The sequence below is a fragment of the Janibacter corallicola NBRC 107790 genome (assembly GCF_001570965.1).
Lineage (GTDB): Bacteria > Actinomycetota > Actinomycetes > Actinomycetales > Dermatophilaceae > Janibacter > Janibacter corallicola.
Genome location: NZ_BCSR01000057.1, coordinates 1 through 14,898 on the forward strand (window position 1 = coordinate 1; position 14,898 = coordinate 14,898).

Annotated in this window: 14 protein-coding genes; 10 read left to right on the top strand and 4 right to left on the bottom strand. The window is 72.0% G+C overall.

All coding sequences use genetic code 11. From position 1 onward, the window contains the following. The first annotated feature begins 42 nt into the window (after positions 1-42). The 4 genes from JCO01S_RS14105 (at position 43) to JCO01S_RS14120 (ending at position 4,084) form a co-directional block, all read left to right on the top strand. Positions 43-1,332, top strand: coding sequence for an acetyl-CoA C-acetyltransferase (locus tag JCO01S_RS14105; RefSeq protein ID WP_068257104.1), 1,290 nt, complete (start codon positions 43-45; stop codon positions 1,330-1,332). 34 nt (positions 1,333-1,366) lie between these two features. Next, positions 1,367-2,704, top strand: coding sequence for a 3-oxoacyl-ACP reductase (locus JCO01S_RS14110; protein WP_068257106.1), 1,338 nt, complete (start codon positions 1,367-1,369; stop codon positions 2,702-2,704). Then, entirely contained in the window at positions 2,704-3,552 is an 849-nt protein-coding gene (locus JCO01S_RS14115) for a MaoC/PaaZ C-terminal domain-containing protein (RefSeq protein ID WP_068257108.1), read from the top strand. Before JCO01S_RS14110 ends, JCO01S_RS14115 begins: the two co-directional genes overlap by 1 nt. Before the next feature lie 94 nt (positions 3,553-3,646). Further along, positions 3,647-4,084 carry a magnetosome magnetite crystal formation protein family gene (locus tag JCO01S_RS14120; protein ID WP_068257111.1) on the top strand — a complete coding sequence of 146 codons (438 nt, stop codon included), beginning with the start codon at positions 3,647-3,649 and terminating at the stop codon, positions 4,082-4,084. Here the strand turns inward: JCO01S_RS14120 and JCO01S_RS14125 are convergent. The 4 genes from JCO01S_RS14125 to JCO01S_RS14140 form a co-directional block, all read right to left on the bottom strand. Continuing rightward, the gene (locus tag JCO01S_RS14125; protein WP_068257114.1) at positions 4,065-5,444 is read right to left on the bottom strand and encodes a GH1 family beta-glucosidase; all 1,380 of its coding nucleotides are present in this window, start codon (positions 5,442-5,444) and stop codon (positions 4,065-4,067) included. The two genes, JCO01S_RS14120 and JCO01S_RS14125, sit on opposite strands and share 20 nt — an antisense overlap. 8 nt (positions 5,445-5,452) lie before the next feature. Further along, positions 5,453-6,733, bottom strand: coding sequence for an MFS transporter (locus tag JCO01S_RS14130; protein WP_068257117.1), 1,281 nt, complete (start codon positions 6,731-6,733; stop codon positions 5,453-5,455). Between the two features lie 46 nt (positions 6,734-6,779). Further along, a complete protein-coding gene (locus JCO01S_RS14135; RefSeq protein WP_068257120.1) occupies positions 6,780-8,042 on the bottom strand; it encodes a NupC/NupG family nucleoside CNT transporter in 1,263 nt (420 codons plus the stop codon). A 72-nt stretch (positions 8,043-8,114) separates the two neighbouring features. Further along, positions 8,115-8,858 (bottom strand): MOSC domain-containing protein, encoded by a 744-nt coding sequence (locus tag JCO01S_RS14140; RefSeq protein WP_068257124.1) that lies wholly within the window; start codon positions 8,856-8,858, stop codon positions 8,115-8,117. Positions 8,859-8,970: 112 nt separating this feature from the next. Here JCO01S_RS14140 and thrS point away from each other — a divergent pair, with 112 nt between their 5' ends. From thrS to JCO01S_RS14170, 6 genes are read left to right on the top strand one after another with little or no spacing between them, the layout of a single operon-like run. Further along, on the top strand, positions 8,971-11,001 hold the full coding sequence (thrS, locus tag JCO01S_RS14145; protein ID WP_068257127.1) for a threonine--tRNA ligase: 2,031 nt from the start codon (positions 8,971-8,973) through the stop codon (positions 10,999-11,001). After that, positions 10,998-11,579, top strand: coding sequence for an HIT family protein (locus JCO01S_RS14150; RefSeq protein ID WP_084342943.1), 582 nt, complete (start codon positions 10,998-11,000; stop codon positions 11,577-11,579). Before thrS ends, JCO01S_RS14150 begins: the two co-directional genes overlap by 4 nt. Before the next feature lie 27 nt (positions 11,580-11,606). Further along, positions 11,607-12,236 carry a phosphatidylinositol phosphate synthase gene (gene pgsA / locus JCO01S_RS14155; RefSeq protein WP_068257134.1) on the top strand — a complete coding sequence of 210 codons (630 nt, stop codon included), beginning with the start codon at positions 11,607-11,609 and terminating at the stop codon, positions 12,234-12,236. Continuing rightward, a complete protein-coding gene (locus JCO01S_RS14160) occupies positions 12,233-13,147 on the top strand; it encodes a phosphatidylinositol mannoside acyltransferase (protein WP_068257137.1) in 915 nt (304 codons plus the stop codon). Before pgsA ends, JCO01S_RS14160 begins: the two co-directional genes overlap by 4 nt. Next, positions 13,144-14,331 carry a glycosyltransferase family 4 protein gene (locus JCO01S_RS14165; protein ID WP_068257140.1) on the top strand — a complete coding sequence of 396 codons (1,188 nt, stop codon included), beginning with the start codon at positions 13,144-13,146 and terminating at the stop codon, positions 14,329-14,331. The genes JCO01S_RS14160 and JCO01S_RS14165 overlap by 4 nt, the downstream gene beginning before the upstream one ends. Further along, on the top strand, positions 14,328-14,897 hold the full coding sequence (locus JCO01S_RS14170; protein WP_068257142.1) for a hypothetical protein: 570 nt from the start codon (positions 14,328-14,330) through the stop codon (positions 14,895-14,897). Before JCO01S_RS14165 ends, JCO01S_RS14170 begins: the two co-directional genes overlap by 4 nt. The last annotated feature ends 1 nt before the right edge of the window (position 14,898 follow it).

A 14,898-nucleotide genomic window follows, 5' to 3' on the forward strand; every position in this document is an offset into this window, starting at 1 on the left:
GATCCGGACCAACCCGAACCAGATCTTTCAAGGAGAACTGTGGTGGCTTCCAACACTCCGCGCCGCGTTGCCGTCCTCGGCGGCAACCGCATCCCCTTCGCCCGCCAGTTCGGCCCCTATGCCGAGGCGTCCAACCAGGACATGTTCACGGCAGCCCTCGACGGGCTCGTCGCGCGCTACAACCTGGGCGGCAAGCACATCGACGAGGTCGCCGGCGGCGCGGTCATCAAGCACTCGAAGGACTTCAACCTCATCCGTGAGTCGGTCCTCGGCTCGGCCCTCGCGCCGACCACCTCCGCCTTCGACCTGCAGCAGGCCTGCGGCACCGGTTTGGAGGCCGCGCTGCTGCTGAGCAACAAGATCGCCCTCGGCCAGATCGAGTCGGGCATCGCCGGCGGCGCCGACACCGCCTCCGACGCCCCGATCATGGTCTCGGAGAAGCTGCGCAAGAAGCTGCTGGCCGTCAACCGGGCCAAGGGCACCAAGAACCAGCTGAAGGCCCTCGCCAAGATCCGGATCACCGACCTCGGCATCCTCACCCCGGCCAATGTCGAGCCGCGCACCGGCCTGTCCATGGGCGACCACATGGCCATCACGGCCAAGAAGTGGGGCATCACCCGCGAGGCCCAGGACGAGCTGACCGTCCGCAGCCACCAGAACATGGCGGCCGCCTACGACCGGGGCTTCAACGACGACCTCATGACCAGCTTCATGGGGCAGACCCGCGACCAGAACCTGCGGCCGGACTCCTCGATGGAGAAGCTGGCCAAGCTCAAGCCGGTCTTCGGCAAGGGCCCGGACGCGACGATGACCGCGGGCAACTCGACGCCGCTCTCCGACGGCGCCTCCGCCGTCCTGCTCGGGTCCGAGGAGTGGGCCCGGGAGAACGGCCTCACCCCGCTCGCCTGGTTCGTCGACGGCCAGGCCGCCGCGGTCGACTACGTCCACGGCGCCGAGGGCCTGCTGATGTCCCCCGCCTACGCCATCCCGCGCATGCTGGACCGGCAGGGCCTGACCCTGCAGGACTTCGACTTCTACGAGATCCACGAGGCCTTCGCCGCGACCGTGCTCTCCACGCTCACCGCGTGGGAGGACGAGGAGTTCTGCCGCGAGAAGCTCGGCCGCGACTCCGTCCTGGGCTCGATCGACCGCGACAAGCTCAACGTCAACGGCTCCTCCCTCGCGGCCGGCCACCCCTTCGCCGCGACCGGCGGTCGCATCATCGCCGCCCTCGCCAAGATGCTGCACGAGAAGGGCGCGGGCAGCCGCGGCCTGATCTCCATCTGCGCCGCCGGCGGTCAGGGCGTCGTGGCCATCCTCGAGGGCGCCTGAGCAGCCCCACCCCAAGCAGACCAAGGAGAATCACATGGCATTCGACTACGGCAAGTTCGTCAACTCCGGTGTCGGCAAGCAGCTGGCCAACGCGCTCGGGCTGCCCCGCCCGACCAAGCTGCGCCGCTACAAGGCCGGCGCGCCGCTCCTCAACGGCGCCGTCCTCATCGACGGTCACGGAGAGGCACCCGTCGCGGCCCTCCTCAAGGAGTCGCTGGCCGCCGAGGGCCTGCAGGTCGCCACGTCGCCGTCGACCTCGGTCGCCGCGGTCATCGTGGACATGACCCGGGCGCAGACCCCCGCCGACCTCGAGACGCTGCGCGGCATCCTCTCCCCGGCGCTGAAGACCCTCGCGCCCACCGGTCGCGTCATCGTCGTCGGCCGCCCCGTCGAGGACACCGACGACGTCGCGGAGGCGGCCGTGCGCCGGTCCCTCGAGGGCATCGTGCGCTCGGTGGGCAAGGAGATGCGCCACGGCGGCACCGCGAACATGGTCTACGTCGCGGAGGGCGCCGACGAGAGCGTCGAGGCCAGCGTGCGCTTCCTGCTCTCGGGCCGGTCGGCCTACGTCTCGGCACAGGTGATCACCGTCCGCGAGCCGGTCGGCACCGTCGTCGAGCCGCAGGACTGGGACGCCCCGCTGGAGGGCAAGGTCGCCGTCGTCACCGGCGCCGCCCGCGGCATCGGCGCCGCGATCGCCGAGGTGCTCGCCCGCGACGGTGCGGTCGTCGTGTGCGTGGACATCCCTGCCGCCGGCGGGCCGTTGGCCGAGGTCGCGAACCGCATCGGCGGCTCCGCCCTGCAGGTCGACGTCACCGCGGACGACGCGGGGGAGAAGATCGCCGAGCACGCGAAGTCGCTGCACGGTGGCTTCGACATCGTCGTGCACAACGCCGGCATCACCCGCGACAAGCTTCTCGTCAACACCGACGCCGACCGGTGGGGCTCGGTCCTCAACGTGAACCTGCTCTCCATCCTGCGGATGAACGAGACGCTCGTGCCCGCCATGAACGACGGCGGCCACATCGTGTGCGTCTCCTCGATCGCCGGGATCGCGGGCAACCGTGGCCAGGTGAACTACGGCGCGAGCAAGGCCGGCGTCATCGGCATGACGAAGAGCCTGGCCCGCGACCCGGAGATCCTGGCGAAGGGGATCACCGTCAACGCGGTGGCCCCGGGCTTCATCGAGACCGAGATGACCTCGAAGATCCCGCTCGCCACCCGTGAGGTCGGTCGCCTGACCAACTCGCTGAGCCAGGGCGGGCTGCCGCTCGACGTCGCCGAGACGATCGGCTGGTTCTCCTGGGACGCCAACCGCGCCGTCACCGGCAATGTCGTGCGGGTCTGCGGCCAGATGATGCTGGGGGCCTGATGACTGTCGAGACACTGGAGCGCCGACCGGTCCTGGGGCAGATCTACGCCACGGCGGCCCTGTCCGGCAAGAAGTCGGGGTCCTCGCTGCCGGAGACCACCCTCCGGCTCGAGGGCCACCGGGTCGACCGCAAGGAGCTGCTCGACTACGAGCGCATCTGCGGCTTCGAGAACTCCGACCAGCTGCCGCACACCTTCCCGCACGTGGTGGGCTTCCCGCTGCAGATGAAGCTGATGTCCCGCAAGGACTTCCCGCTGCCGCTGATGGGCATGGTGCACCTGGAGAACGTCATCACCACCCACCGGGCGATCGACTTCGAGGAGCCCCTCGACATCGCGGTGCGCGCCGAGGGCCTGCGGGACCACCCCAAGGGCCGGGTGCTCGACCTGGTCACCGAGGTGGACGTCGACGGCGAGCGGGTGTGGGAGGGGCGTTCCACGTACCTCTCCCGCGGCCGCGGCGACGCCGATGCCTCCCGTGGGGAGCAGCCGCCGCCGGTACCCACCGGGGCGGCGACGGCGAAGTGGAGCCTGCCGGGTGACCTCGGGCGCACCTACGGGCTCGCCTCGGGCGACGTGAACCCGATCCACATGAGCGCCCTCACCGCCAAGGCGATGGGCTTCCCGAAGGCCATCGCCCACGGGATGTGGACCTACGCCCGCACGATGGCCGCGCTCGGCCCGCGGGCGCGCGGTGCGGTCACGAGCCACGTGTGGTTCAAGAAGCCGGTCCTGCTGCCGGCGAAGGTCGACCTCGTCGTCGACCCCGCCGCCGAGCCGCTCGTCGCCGGACTGCGCAGCTCGCGCACGCCGGAGACCGAGCACCTCGTGCTCACGCTGCAGGCCTGATCGACCCGAGGGAGGCGAAGGGGGTGCTCGCGCCGCAGCGGCACGAGCACCCCCTTCGGCGTCCCGGCCGCACGGAACAGGCATACTCACCGGCGTGAGCACCGAGTACGCGCCCCAGCCGCCGCCCACCGCCCGCCCCGCGACCGGCGCACTGCCGTGGTTCCTCGGGCTGATCGTCCTGGCCTGCCTGCCCTTCCTCGGCAGCGTGATCGCGAGCCTCACGATGTACTTCGTCGGGCGCGCCCAGGCGGACAAGGGGCCGTTGGCGGCGGAGAACGGTCGGCGCGCGGCCAACTGGGGGCTGACCTACTTCGTGCTCACGATCGTCCTCGTCCTCACCCACTTCGTGCTCGTCTTCCTCGTCATCGGCGGCGGGGGCAGCGAGCACTTCTTCCCCGTGGGCATCCCCATCACGATCTGGGGGATCATCAGCGTCGGGCACGTCGTGCTCAGCCTCTGGGGCGGCATCGCGGCCCTGAACCGCGTGCTCTTCTGGGGCAGGGGCGTCCCCGTCATCCCCGCAGCGCGCTGATCCGGGCGCGGAGCCAGGCGTAGGAGTCCTTGGGCAGGCGCCGCTCGCCGTCCCCGAACTCGACCCGCACGAGGCCGAAGCGCTGGGTGTAGCCCTCCGCCCACTCGAAGTTGTCCAGCAGCGACCAGACGAAGTACCCGCGGACCTCGACCCCGGCCTCGATGGCCTCCGAGACCGCGCCCAGGTGGGCGTCCAGGTATCGGATCCGGGCCTCGTCGTGGACGGCTCCGCCCTCGAGGACGTCCTGCGTCGAGCAGCCGGACTCGGTGACGTGGATGGGCGGGAGCGCCTCGCCGTACCGCTCCCGCATCCCGGTGAGCAGCTCGGTCAGCCCCTCCGGTGCGACCGGCCACCCGAAGGCGGTGCGCTCATCGGCCGGGACGGGCGCCAGCGCGAAGGGGATGCCCTCGGGCACCTCCAGCGGCACCCCTTCGGGGTCCGCGGCGACCGCCGCGGTGACGGCGGGGGATCCCGGCGCACCCACCACCGTCGGGTTGTAGTAGTTCAGGCCGTAGGCGTCCAGGGGTTCGCTGATGACCGCGAGGTCCTCGGCCACCGGCCCGGGCATCCCCTCTCCCATGCCGTTCGGGTACTCCCCGAGGAGGATCGGCTCGGCGAAGGCACGGTTGTGGATCGTGTCGTAGAGGTCCGCGGCGGCCACGTCCTCCGGCGCCTCCGAGGCCGGGTGGACCGGGGTGTGGTTGTTCGCCGTGGCCACCCCCGCGGCACCGGCGGCACGCAGCGCCCGCGTCGCGAGCCCGTGACCGAGGAGCAGGTGGTGCCCCGCGGCGAGGGCGTCGAAGCCGAGCTCCCGCCCGGGCGCGTGCACGCCGAGCGCGTAGCCGAAGATCGTCTGCACCACGGGCTCGTTCACCGGCAGCCACATCGCCACCCGGTCGGCGAGCCGCTCGGCGACGAGCGCGGCGTACTCGGCGAAGCGCTCGGCGGTCGCCCGCTCCATCCACCCGCCGCGGGCCTCCAGGGCCGAGGGCAGGTCCCAGTGGTAGAGCGTGGCGAAGGGGGCGATCCCCGCCTCGCACAACCGGTCCACGGCCCGGTCGTAGAAGTCGAGGCCGGCCGGCTCGGCCGGCCCGGAGCCCTCGGGCTGGATCCGCGGCCACGCGATGGAGAAGCGGTATGCGTCCACGCCGAGCCCACGCAGCAGCGCGACGTCCTCGTCCCACCGGGCGTGGCTGTCGCAGGCGATCTCTCCCGAGGAGCCGTCCCGGATCGCTCCCGGCACCTCGCAGAAGTCGTCCCAGATGCTGCGCCCGCGGCCACCGGTGCGCACGCGCCCTTCGATCTGGTAGCTGGCGGTGGAGGTGCCGAGGACGAGGCCGGCGAGGTGCTGGTCGGTCACGGTGACTCCTAGTCGACGCTTCGGATGCGGGTGATCAGCAGTGCCGCGGCGACGCCGAAGGCCGCCGCGAGCAGGTAGAGGGTGCGGTAGCCGGCCGTGTACGTGGAGTGGGCGGCGTACCACGTGATGAGCGGGCCGGCGAGAGCCGGCGCGAGGACCTGGGGGAGGGCATTGGCGATGTTGATGACCCCGAGGTCGCGGGCCCGGTCACCGGCACTGGGCAGCACCTGGGTGATGAGCGCGAAGTCCACGGAGATGTAGACGCCGTAGCCCACACCGAGGACGACCGCCCCGACGACAGCAGCAGGCCAGGTCTGGACGAAGGCCAGGACGGCGGCGGCCGCGGACATCAGCAGCCCGGACCACATGACGAAGGGCTTGCGCCGGCCGACCCGGTCCGAGGCCGCCCCGGCGACCATGGCCGTGGCCACGAGCACCGCGGCGTAGATCAGGGTCAGCACGAGCACGCCTCCCTCCGGGTCCTCGACCCGCACCGCGTCGGTGAGGAAGTAGAGCAGGTAGAAGGTGCAGATCGAGTTCGAGATCGTCGCGAGGAACCGGGTCAGCCACGCCCACGCGAAGTCCGGGTGGCGACGCGGCGAGATCCAGAAGCCGGCGACGAAGGCCCAGGGGCCCGGCCACGGGCGGACCCGTCCCGTGACCGGGCGGTCCCCGGAGCGCATGGCGAAGGGGGCGATCGCCGCGAGCACGAGGACGGCCAGGACGAGGTACGCCGCGCCGATGCCCGCGACGAGACTGGCGACCGCGGTGCCGATGACGATGCCCAGGGTCTGGGTCATGCCGATGACACCGCTGACGAGACCGCGCTGCTCGAGGGGGACCAGATCCGGTACCGCGGCGGTGAGGCCGGCCAGGGTCCCGTTGAGCCCGGCCTGCACGACGCACCAGCCGAGGACCATGGCGGGGACGGAGTGCGCGAGTGCGAGGACCACCAGCCCCAGCGCCCCCACGAGCGCGCCACCGACGATCCAGGGGACCCGACGTCCCAGACGTGAGCGCGTGCGGTCGCTGAGGGCCCCGGCCACGGGATTGGCCAGGGTCGAGACCGCCGCGCCGATGCCCGTGACGAGGGTGAGGGTGGCTTCCTTGTGGTCCGGTGTCAGCGCGGCCGCCTGCAGGCCGAGCAGCACCTGGTTGGGGCCGAACCACCCGCAGAAGAGTCCGGTGCCCGCGATCCCGAGACGGGTCATCCAGCCACGGCTGACGGGTGCCGCGGGCCCGGCACCGGCGTCCGGGCCGTCAGCGGTGACGGTCGAGGGCGGCTCCATGACGCACAGGCTACTCACCGGTAGGCCGGGGTGGGGGCGCGTCGGGTCAGCCGAGCATGATCCCCGCGATCGCCGCGCTCATCAGGTTCGCCAGCGTGGCCGCAGCGATGGCGCGCAGCCCGAGCGTGGCGATGTCGCCGCGACGGTTCGGCGCCAGGCCACCGAGCCCGCCGAGCAGGATGCCCAACGAGCCGATGTTGGCGAAGCCGGTCAGGGCGAAGGTGATGATCGCCTGCGTCCGCGGGGAGAAGGTCTCCACCACGGGGCCGAAGTCGCTGAAGGCGACGAACTCGTTGACGATGACCTTCTGCCCGACGAAGGAGCCGGCCGAGACCGCCTCGGACCACGGGACACCGATCATCGACATGACCGGCGCGAAGACATAGCCGAGGATCGTCTCGAAGTTCAGGTCCGGGTTGCCGAACCAGCCGCCGATCCCGCCGAGGATGACGTTGAGCAGCGCGATGAGGGAGATGAAGGCCAGCAGCATCGCGCCGATGTTGATCGCCAGCTTCGCGCCGTCGGCGGCACCGGAGGCGGCGGCGTCGATGACGTTGCGGTACTCCATGTCCTCGTCGACCTCGAGCCCACCGTGCTCGACGTGCTCCTCGCGGCCGGGGTCGTGCTCGAAGTCCTCGCGCGCCAGGTTCTCCGGTTCCTCCGGCACGACGATCTTGGCCATGAGCAGCGCCCCGGGGGCGGCCATGAAGCTCGCGGCGATGAGGTAGTCCAGGTTCGCCCCGAGCAGCGAGTACCCGACGAGGACGGAGCCGGCGACCGTCGCCAGGCCGCCGACCATGACCGCGAAGAGGGCGGAGCGGGTCAGCGAGGAGAGGTACGGGCGGATGACGAAGGGGGCCTCGGTCTGGCCGAGGAAGATGTTCGCCGCGGCGTTCGTGGACTCGGCGTGCCCGGTGCCGAGGACCTTCTGCAGCGCGCCACCGATGAGGCGGACCACCTGCTGGAGGATCTTCAGGTGGAAGAGGACCGCGGTCAGCGACGCGAAGAAGACGATGACCGGCAGCACCTGCAGCGCGAAGACGACGCCCTTGCCCTCCCCGGGGATGAGGGGTCCGAAGAGAAAGTCGATGCCCTCGTTCGTGGAGTTGATGACGCCCTGGAAGCCGTCCGAGACCCACGCGAGGGCGTCACGCCCCCACGGGACGAAGAGGACGAGCGCCCCGAAGGCCACCTGGATCGCCAGCGCGGGCAGCACGGTGCGCAGGCGGATGGCGGAGCGGTTCGTCGACAACGCGACGGCGATGAGCAGCAGCCCGACCATGCCGCCGAGCCCCCAGATCACGTGCATGGAATGCCTCCATCAGTTCGGTGCGGCGCACCACCATCCCAGATGAGGCAGCCGCGTGCCCGGGAAGGACCCTCAGTCGTTCTGCGAACGGAGCCGCACCGGGTCGCCGGCCCGGACCGTCCCCGGCACGACGACGTCCGCGTCCCGACCGAAGGGGAGTTCCCCCGCCTTATGGGGCCGGTCGGCGAGGGTCGCCAGGTGCCGGGTGTCCATCCGCGCCGTCCGGGTGTCGATGTCGATGACCCGGCAGCGGGGCAGGGTCGAGCGCACGCGGACCACGGCCTCGCCGACCGCCAGCTCGGTGCCGTGGTCGGGCAGCTCCTCGGAGTCGATGGTGAAGGTCGCCCGGAAGCGCGCGGAGTCGCTCTCGCCGAGGCCGGCGACCTCCCCGGTGCTGGCCAGGCTCACCGAGCCGCCGTAGACGACCATCCCCGGCGCGGTGATCCGGCCCAGCAGCACCGGTGTGCCGAGGTACTCGCCGAGCTGCCGTGCGTGGGGCGAGTCCTGGATCGCCAGGCGGGCCTCCCGCCCCCAGTAGTCGAAGACGACCTCCTCCCCGGTCGGGCGGGGCTCGGCGGCGACCTCACCCCCTTCGGGCGTCGTGGTCCGCAGCACGGTGCCGTCCCAGGAGGCCTCCACGAGGACCAGCCGGGGGTGCGCGACGGTGCGCAGCACCCGCCCCTGCTGCGGGTCGACGAGGCAGAAGACCCGGTCGCCGACGGGTCCGGTGCGGTCCAGGCGGACGGAGGGCAGCTCGGTGTGCCGGGCGCCCTTGAGCACGGTCAGGCCGATCCGGGAGATGTGCATGCGGCCCATTCAACCTCCTTCGAGGCCCACGCCCCAGCGGGCCTTCGCGCCTGGAGGAACCGCGGCGATAGAGTTCGGGGGTGTCCGTCCGGACACCCCGTCCCGACCGAGGAGAAGCACCGTGCCCGCCCAGATCAGCATCACCGTCGCCGGCGACGAGCGATCGGTGGCCGAGGGCACTACGGCGGCGGAGCTCTTCGAGGGAGACCGTGCGGTCCTCGTGGCCCGCGTCAACGGCGAGCTGCGCGACCTCGCCCACGAGGTCGTCGCCGGCGACACCGTCGAGCCGGTGACCGCCGAGGAGCAGGACGGGCTGGACGTGCTGCGGCACTCGACCGCCCACGTGCTCGCCCAGGCGGTCCAGCAGATCAACCCGGACGCCAAGCTGGGGATCGGCCCGCCCGTCCGCGACGGCTTCTACTACGACTTCGACGTCGAGGAGCCCTTCACCCCCGAGGACCTGAAGGCCCTCGACAAGGCGATGCAGCGGATCATCAACGAGGGCCAGACCTTCGTGCGTCGCGAGGTCAGCGACGAGGACGCCCTCGCCGAGCTCGCCGACGAGCCGTACAAGTGCGAGCTCATCGGACTCAAGGGCGGCGCCTCCGAGGACGCGGCCGAGGGCGCCTCCGTCGAGGTCGGCGGCGGGCAGCTGACGATCTACGACAACGTCCGCCGCGACGGCAGCCGCGCCTGGGGCGACCTGTGCCGCGGCCCGCACGTGCCGAGCACCAAGGTCATCGGCAATGCCTACAAGGTGATGCGCAGCGCCGCCGCCTACTGGCGCGGCAGCGAGAAGAACCCGCAGCTGCAGCGGATCTACGGGACCGCGTGGCCGACGAAGGGGGAGCTGAAGGCCTACCTCGAGCGCCTCGCCGAGGCCGAGAAGCGGGACCACCGCACGCTCGGCCGGGACCTGGACCTCTACTCCTTCCCGGACGAGATCGGCTCCGGACTGCCGGTCTTCCACCCCAAGGGCGGGGTCATCAAGCGGGAGATGGAGGACTACGTCCGCCGCCGGCACATCGAGGAGGGCTTCGAGTACGTCGGCACGCCGCACATCGCCAAGGAGGGCCTCTTCCACACCTCCGGGCACCTGCCGTACTACGGGGAGGGGATGTACCCCCCCTTCGACGTGGACGGCATGGACTACCGCCTCAAGGCGATGAACTGCCCGATGCACAACCTCATCTACCGCAGCCGGGGCCGCTCCTACCGTGAGCTGCCGCTGCGCCTCTTCGAGTTCGGGCACGTCTACCGGCACGAGAAGTCCGGCGTCATCCACGGGCTGACCCGGGTGCGCGGCTTCGCCCAGGACGACAGCCACTCCTACGTGACCAAGGAGCAGGCGCCCGACGAGATCCGTCACCTGCTGGACTTCATCCTCGGACTGCTGCGCGACTTCGGGCTGGACGACTTCTACCTCGAGCTGTCCACGCGCGACGACGACGGCGACGCCAGCAGCAAGTTCATCGGCAGCGACGAGGACTGGGCGGAGGCCACCGCGATCCTCGAGCAGGTCTGCCGGGAGACCGGCCTCGAGCTCGTGCCCGACCCGGGCGGCGCCGCCTACTACGGGCCCAAGGTCTCGGTCCAGGCACGTGACGCCATCGGCCGGACCTGGCAGATGAGCACCATCCAGTACGACTTCAACCAGCCCGCGCCGGACCGCTTCGCCCTGGAGTACCAGGCGGCCGACGGCTCGCGGCAGCAGCCGGTGATGATCCACTCGGCGAAGTTCGGCTCGATCGAGCGCTTCATCGGGGTCCTCGTCGAGCACCACGCCGGCGCCTTCCCCGTGTGGCTCTCGCCGGTGCAGGTGCTCGGGGTGCCGGTCGCGGACGAGTACGCCGACTACCTGTGGGACGTGCTGCAGCGCATGCGGGCCGAGGGCATCCGCGTGGAGCTGGACGAGAGCGACGACCGCTTCCCGAAGAAGATCCGCAACGCGAGCAAGTCCAAGGTGCCCTTCACCCTCATCGCCGGCGAGGAGGACCGCAGCCACGACGCCGTCTCCTTCCGCTACCGGGACGGCTCCCAGGAGAACGGCGTGCCGATCGCCGAGGCCATCGCGAAGGTGCGCGCGGCGATCGAGTCCAAGGAGCAGGTGACCAGCGCGCCGGCGGAGGCGCTCCCGGCGGGCGAGGCATGAGCGGGCCCGACCGCGAAGGGGTGGACCAGCCACCGCCCGGGGAGAGCGAGTCCGCCGAGGACCTGCCGCGTGTGCCCGACGGCTTCGAGCGGCTGTGGACCCCGCACCGGCTGGCCTACGTCCAGGGGGAGCGCCCGAACACGGACGCGGGGGAGGGCTGCCCCTTCTGCACGTCACCGGGCAAGGAGGACCCCGAGGGCCTCGTCGTCCACCGCGGCGAGCACTGCTTCGTCGTGATGAACCTCTTCCCGTACAACCCGGGACACCTGCTGATCTGTCCCTACCGCCACGTCTCCCTGTATGTGGACCTCACCGACGAGGAGACCGTGGAGTTCACCCGGCTGACGAAGGAGGCGATCACCGCACTGCGGGGGAGCAGCGCCCCGCACGGCTTCAACATCGGGATGAACCAGGGCGAGGTCGCCGGCGCCGGCGTGGCCGCCCACCTGCACCAGCACGTCGTGCCGCGGTGGGGCGGGGACGCGAACTTCCTGCCGATCATCGGGCAGACGAAGGCGCTGCCGGCGCTGCTGGAGGACGTACGCGCCCAGCTCGTCGCCGCCTGGCCGGGCAACTGAGCCCGCGCCGTTACTCTTGGGGACGCCATGCTGAACAAGTACGCCCGGGCCGTCGTGTCACGGATCCTCACACCCGTCGCCGCCCTCCTCACCCGGCTCGGCATCAGCCCCGACGTCATCACGGTCATCGGCACGCTCGGCGTCTGCGCGGGCGCCCTGATCTTCTTCCCGCTCGGCCACCTGTTCGTCGGCGTGCTCGTCATCACCGCGTTCGTCTTCTCCGACACCGTCGACGGGCTCATGGCCCGGATGCAGAAGGGCTCCACCTCGTGGGGCGCCTTCCTGGACTCGACGCTCGACCGACTCGGTGACGCGGCGGTCTTCTCCGGCCTGGCCATCTGGTTCTTCCAGGGCGGCGACGACCGGGTCATGGCCTGGCTCGCGCTCGCCTGCCTCGTGCTCGGCAGCGTCGTCTCCTACGCCCGCGCCCGCGCCGAGGGGCTCGGCATGCGGGCCGACGTCGGCATCGCCGAGCGGGCGGACCGGCTCGTCGCGACGCTCGTGACCGCCGGCTTCGTGGGCCTGGGGCTGCCGGAGGTGGTCCTCAAGGTCGTCCTCGCGCTGCTGGCCGTGGCCAGCGTCGTGACGATCTTCCAGCGGGTGATGCTCGTGCGCCGACAGGCGCTGGCAGGACCCGCATCACCGGCGGCGCCGTGAGGCGGCTGCGGGAGTGGGCGGTCGTGCTCGCCTTCCTCCTGGCCTGGCGGGCGGTGCGTCTGCTGCCGGAACGCCTGGCCCACCGCCTGAGCGACCTCGTCGCCGACCGCACCCACGCCCGGAACGGCGCCCCGGTGCAGCAGCTGCGTGCGAACTACGCCCGGACCCGCCCGGACCTGGACGCGGCCGACCTCGAGGAGGTGGTGGCCGAGGGGGTGCGTGCCTCCCTTCGCTACTACCTCGAGGCCTTCCGGCTACCGACCCTCGACGGCGCCGACGTGGACCACCTCGTGCGCTACGAGGGGGCGATGGACGAGCTGCGGGAGGTGCTCCGCCACCGGCCCGCGCTGGCCTTCCTCGGGCACACCGGCAACTGGGACCTCGCGGGGGTGTGGTGCGCCCGGCACCTCGGCCCGGTCGTCTCCGTCGCCGAGCGGCTGGAACCGGAGGAGATGTACCGCGCCTTCCTCGACTACCGCGAGCGGCTCGGGATGCGGATCCTGCCCGCCCAGTCGGGTACCTACGAGCGGCTCCGTGAGCAGTTGGCCACCGGGGAGCCGGTACTCGTGCCGCTGCTCGCCGACCGGGACCTCTCCGCGAGCGGGGTCGAGGTCGACCTGTGCGGCCACCCCGCCCGGTTGGCGGCGGGTCCGGCGGCCCTCGCGGTCGCGACGGGACTGCCGCTGTACCCGGTGACGCTGCGGCACGAGCGCGTCGGCCGGCGCTGGGGCATGGTCGTCACGGTCCACGACGCCGTGCCGGTGCCGCCGGGGGAGGGGCCGGACGTGGTCCGGCAGGTCACCCAGTCCTGCGCCGACGCCCTCGGCACGGCGCTGCGGGAGCACCCCTCGGACTGGCACATGATGCAGCGGGTCTTCTCCGAGGACATCGCAACGGGCAGGGCGGCATGAGGGTCGGCCTGGTCAGCCCGTACTCCTTCGACGTACCGGGCGGGGTGCAGTTCCACATCCGCGACCTCGCGGAGTACCTCCTCGCGAAGGGGCACCACGTCTCGGTCCTCGCCCCCGCGGAGGAGGGCACGCCGCTGCCGGACCACGTCGTGCCCGCCGGCCGGCCGGTGCCGATCCGCTACAACGGCTCGACGGCCCGGCTCCTCTTCGGCCCGGTCGCCGCAGCCCGGGTGGCCCGGTGGATCGAGGAGGGGGACTTCGACGTGCTGCACCTGCACGAGCCGCTCTCGCCCAGCCTGTCCATGCTCGCGCTGTGGTCGGCCACCGGGCCGGTCGTCGCGACCTTCCACACCGCGAACGAGCGCTCCCGGGCCATGCAGGCGGCCTTTCCGGTGCTGCGCCCCTCCCTGGAGAAGATCCTCGGGCGCATCGCCGTCTCCGAGGCCGCCCGCACCACCGTCACCACGCACATCGGCGGGGACACGGCCATCATCCCCAACGGGGTGACGACCCGGTCCTTCGCCGAGGCGCCCCGCCGCCGGGAGTGGACCGGCACTCCCGGACACCCGACGATCGCCTTCCTCGGGAGGATCGACGAGCCGCGCAAGGGACTGGCCGTCCTCCTCGAGGCGATGCCCCGGGTGCTGGCGGAGATACCGGGGGCACGGCTGCTCGTCATCGGGCCCGGCACCGGGGAGACGCTGCGCAGACGCCTGCCGGGGGACGTCGCCGCGGCGACCGAGTTCCTCGGCGCGCTCGCCGACGAGGACAAGGCCAGCGTCCTCGCCTCCGCCGACCTCTACGTCGCCCCGCACACCGGGGGCGAGAGCTTCGGCATCGTCCTCGTCGAGGCGATGGCCGCCGGGGCGCCCGTGCTGGCCAGCGACCTGCCCGCCTTCCAGCGGGTGCTCGACGCCGGGGGCGGCGGGACGGCGGGAGCCACCTTCGTCACCGGCGACGCCGGCGACCTGGCCACGCGCACCCTGGAGCTGCTCGCCGACCGTCCCCGGTTGCGGAACCTCTCGGAGCTGGGCCGGCGCCGGGCCCGGGACTTCGACTGGGAGGTCGTGGCCGAGGAGATCATCGCCGTCTACGACACCGTCCTCGCGGCCGCCAGCTCCTCGCGGTGGCCTCCCCGGCCCCGGGCGGGACTGCCACGGCTGCGCCAGCGGAGGGACCGATGACGACGATCACATGGCTCTTCCTCGCCGCCGCGGTGCTGCTGGCCCTGGCGTGGTACCTCTCCTACACCGCCGCCCGGCTCGACCGCCTCCACGCGAAGGTCGAGGGCGCACTGTCCGCCCTGGACGCCCACGTCGTGCGCCGGGCCGAGGCCTCCCTGGAGCTCGTGCACTCCGGTGCGCTCGACCCGGCCTCCGCCGTGCTCATCGCCGGCGCGGCCACCGAGTCCCTCGAACGGGTCAACTCCCGGCGCACGAGTGATGACCTGCTCGACGGGCAGCACTTCGCGGGCCGGGAGGTGCTCGAGGGCCAGCTCTCGGAGGTCCTCTCCGCCGCGCTCCCCCCCGACGTGGTGCGCGAGATCCGGGGAGGGGACGGGGCCGGCGCAGAGGCGCTGGACCGGATCCGCGCGGCCGGCTTGCGTGTCCAGCTGGCCCGCCGCTTCCACAACGACGCGGTCGAGGAGGTCCGGCGGGTGCGGGCCAAGCGGGTCGTGCGGTTCTTCCGTCTCGCCGGGTACGCCGACCTGCCCCGGACCGTGGAGTTCGACGACACCCTGCCCGGCTGAG

Coding starts and splice junctions, on each gene's coding strand:
- JCO01S_RS14150 (WP_084342943.1), top strand. CDS start 10,998: ATGAGCGGGCCCGACCGCGAAGGGGTGGACCAGCCACCGCCCGGGGAG.
- JCO01S_RS14165 (WP_068257140.1), top strand. CDS start 13,144: ATGAGGGTCGGCCTGGTCAGCCCGTACTCCTTCGACGTACCGGGCGGG.
- pgsA (WP_068257134.1), top strand. CDS start 11,607: ATGCTGAACAAGTACGCCCGGGCCGTCGTGTCACGGATCCTCACACCC.
- JCO01S_RS14110 (WP_068257106.1), top strand. CDS start 1,367: ATGGCATTCGACTACGGCAAGTTCGTCAACTCCGGTGTCGGCAAGCAG.
- JCO01S_RS14135 (WP_068257120.1), bottom strand. CDS start 8,042: ATGCACGTGATCTGGGGGCTCGGCGGCATGGTCGGGCTGCTGCTCATC.
- JCO01S_RS14170 (WP_068257142.1), top strand. CDS start 14,328: ATGACGACGATCACATGGCTCTTCCTCGCCGCCGCGGTGCTGCTGGCC.
- JCO01S_RS14115 (WP_068257108.1), top strand. CDS start 2,704: ATGACTGTCGAGACACTGGAGCGCCGACCGGTCCTGGGGCAGATCTAC.
- JCO01S_RS14130 (WP_068257117.1), bottom strand. CDS start 6,733: ATGGAGCCGCCCTCGACCGTCACCGCTGACGGCCCGGACGCCGGTGCC.
- JCO01S_RS14140 (WP_068257124.1), bottom strand. CDS start 8,858: ATGGGCCGCATGCACATCTCCCGGATCGGCCTGACCGTGCTCAAGGGC.